We start from the raw sequence: 1,510 nt of genomic DNA, 5'->3' as shown, positions 1-1,510 counted from the left end.
CCGTGCCCCGGGCGCCGCCGGCCAGCTCGTCGGGGGCCGGCACCCTCATCGACGTGTGCGTGTCGCGGTTGGAGTCGGCCGGTTTCGCGCCCGGCACCAGCGGGACCGCGCCGCGGCGCCGCACCGGCTCCCCCGCGGCCGGGGCGGGCCCGGAGGGCTGGAGCTCCTCGTCCTCCTCCTCCGCGGGCTCGGTGTCCGGCTCGTCCACGTCCAGCGGCGGCATCCCCGCCAGCATCGGCAGCAACTCCCGCAGCCGCGCGCCCAGCTCGGAGGCGCGCAGCCGGGACGCCGGGGCCTTCGCCAGGCACTGCACCAGGAGCTGCCACAGCTCGTCCGGGATGCCGGGGAGGGGGACGACCGTCTCGGTGACGTGGCGGCGCAGGACCGCGCCCGGGTGGCCGCCGCCGAACGGCGTGAAGCCGGCGAGCAGCTCGTACAGGACCGTGGCCAGCGCGTAGATGTCGACCGACGCGCGCGGGGGCAGGCCCTCGACGATCTCCGGGGCCAGGTAGTCGGGCGTTCCGATGATCTTCGTGGCGCGGGTGCGGCGCGGGGTGTCGATGAGTTTCGCCACGCCGAAGTCGGTGAGCAGGGCGCGGTGGGAGCCGCCGGGGCCGAGCGGGCCCTGCATGTCGAGCAGGACGTTCTCCGGCTTCACGTCCCGGTGCACGACCCCGGCCGCGTGGGCCGCCGCCAGGCCGTCGGCGACGTCGGCGACGATCGCCACGGCGGCCTCGGGGGCCAGTCTGCGTTCCCGGTCGAGGCGGGTGCGCAGGTCCGTGCCCCGGACGAGGTCCATCACGAGGGCGAGATCGTTGCCGTCGACCACCAGGTCGCGTACGGAGACGACGTGCGGGTGCTCCAGACCGAGCAGCGCCGTCCGCTCCTGCACGAAGCGGCCGACGAGCTCCTGGTCCGAGGAGAGATCCTCACGCAGCAGCTTGATGGCGACGGGCCCGTCGGGTCCCTCGCCCAGCCACACCGTGCCGGCGCTGCCCCGCCCGAGGATCTGGTGGGCGGTGTACCGGCTGCCGATTCTCCGTGCCAAGACTGCTCCTACCGACGCGTGTTGTCGCTAAAACTACGCGTCCGGAGCGCCGGCCTTCACAGCGGATCCGGAAATCAGCCCTCAGATGTCGACAAATCAGTAAACAAGCTCAGTTCGTCCCGGAGGGCACCGAGGGCTCGTCGGAGCCGCCCAGGTCCTCGATCCAGCCCGTCACCGAGCCGAACCAGTCGCTGAGCTGGTCCCAGTAGCCCTTGCCGGTGCCGATCCAGTCCTGGAGCGGGCTCAGCTCCCAGATCAGCCAGCTCGCGACGAACAGGATGAGGAGCGTGAACAGGCAGCCCTTCAGACAGCCCAGGCCGGGGATGCGCATCGGATTGGCGCCGCGCTGCCGGGGCTGCCGCGGCTCCCGGACCGGACGCTGCGGCTCCGGCGGCGGGGGCGGCGCGTACCGCTGCGGCTGGGGCTGGGGCTGCTGTCGGCGCTGCGGCTCCGGCGGCGGGG

General features: G+C 73.7%; 1 protein-coding gene and 1 pseudogene. Both read right to left on the bottom strand.

The annotated features are described in order from the left end of the window. On the bottom strand, window positions 1-1,048 hold a 1,048-nt coding region (locus B7767_RS12870), incomplete at its 3' end, for a serine/threonine-protein kinase (RefSeq protein ID WP_085572308.1). Window positions 1,049-1,157: 109 nt separating this feature from the next. Continuing rightward, window positions 1,158-1,510: pseudogene (locus B7767_RS12865) on the bottom strand (serine/threonine protein kinase); the annotation flags it as partial.

Origin of the sequence: Streptomyces sp. 13-12-16 (assembly GCF_002114215.1) — a bacterium.
GTDB lineage: Bacteria > Actinomycetota > Actinomycetes > Streptomycetales > Streptomycetaceae > Streptomyces.
This window is presented reverse-complemented; position numbering and strand designations above follow the sequence as displayed.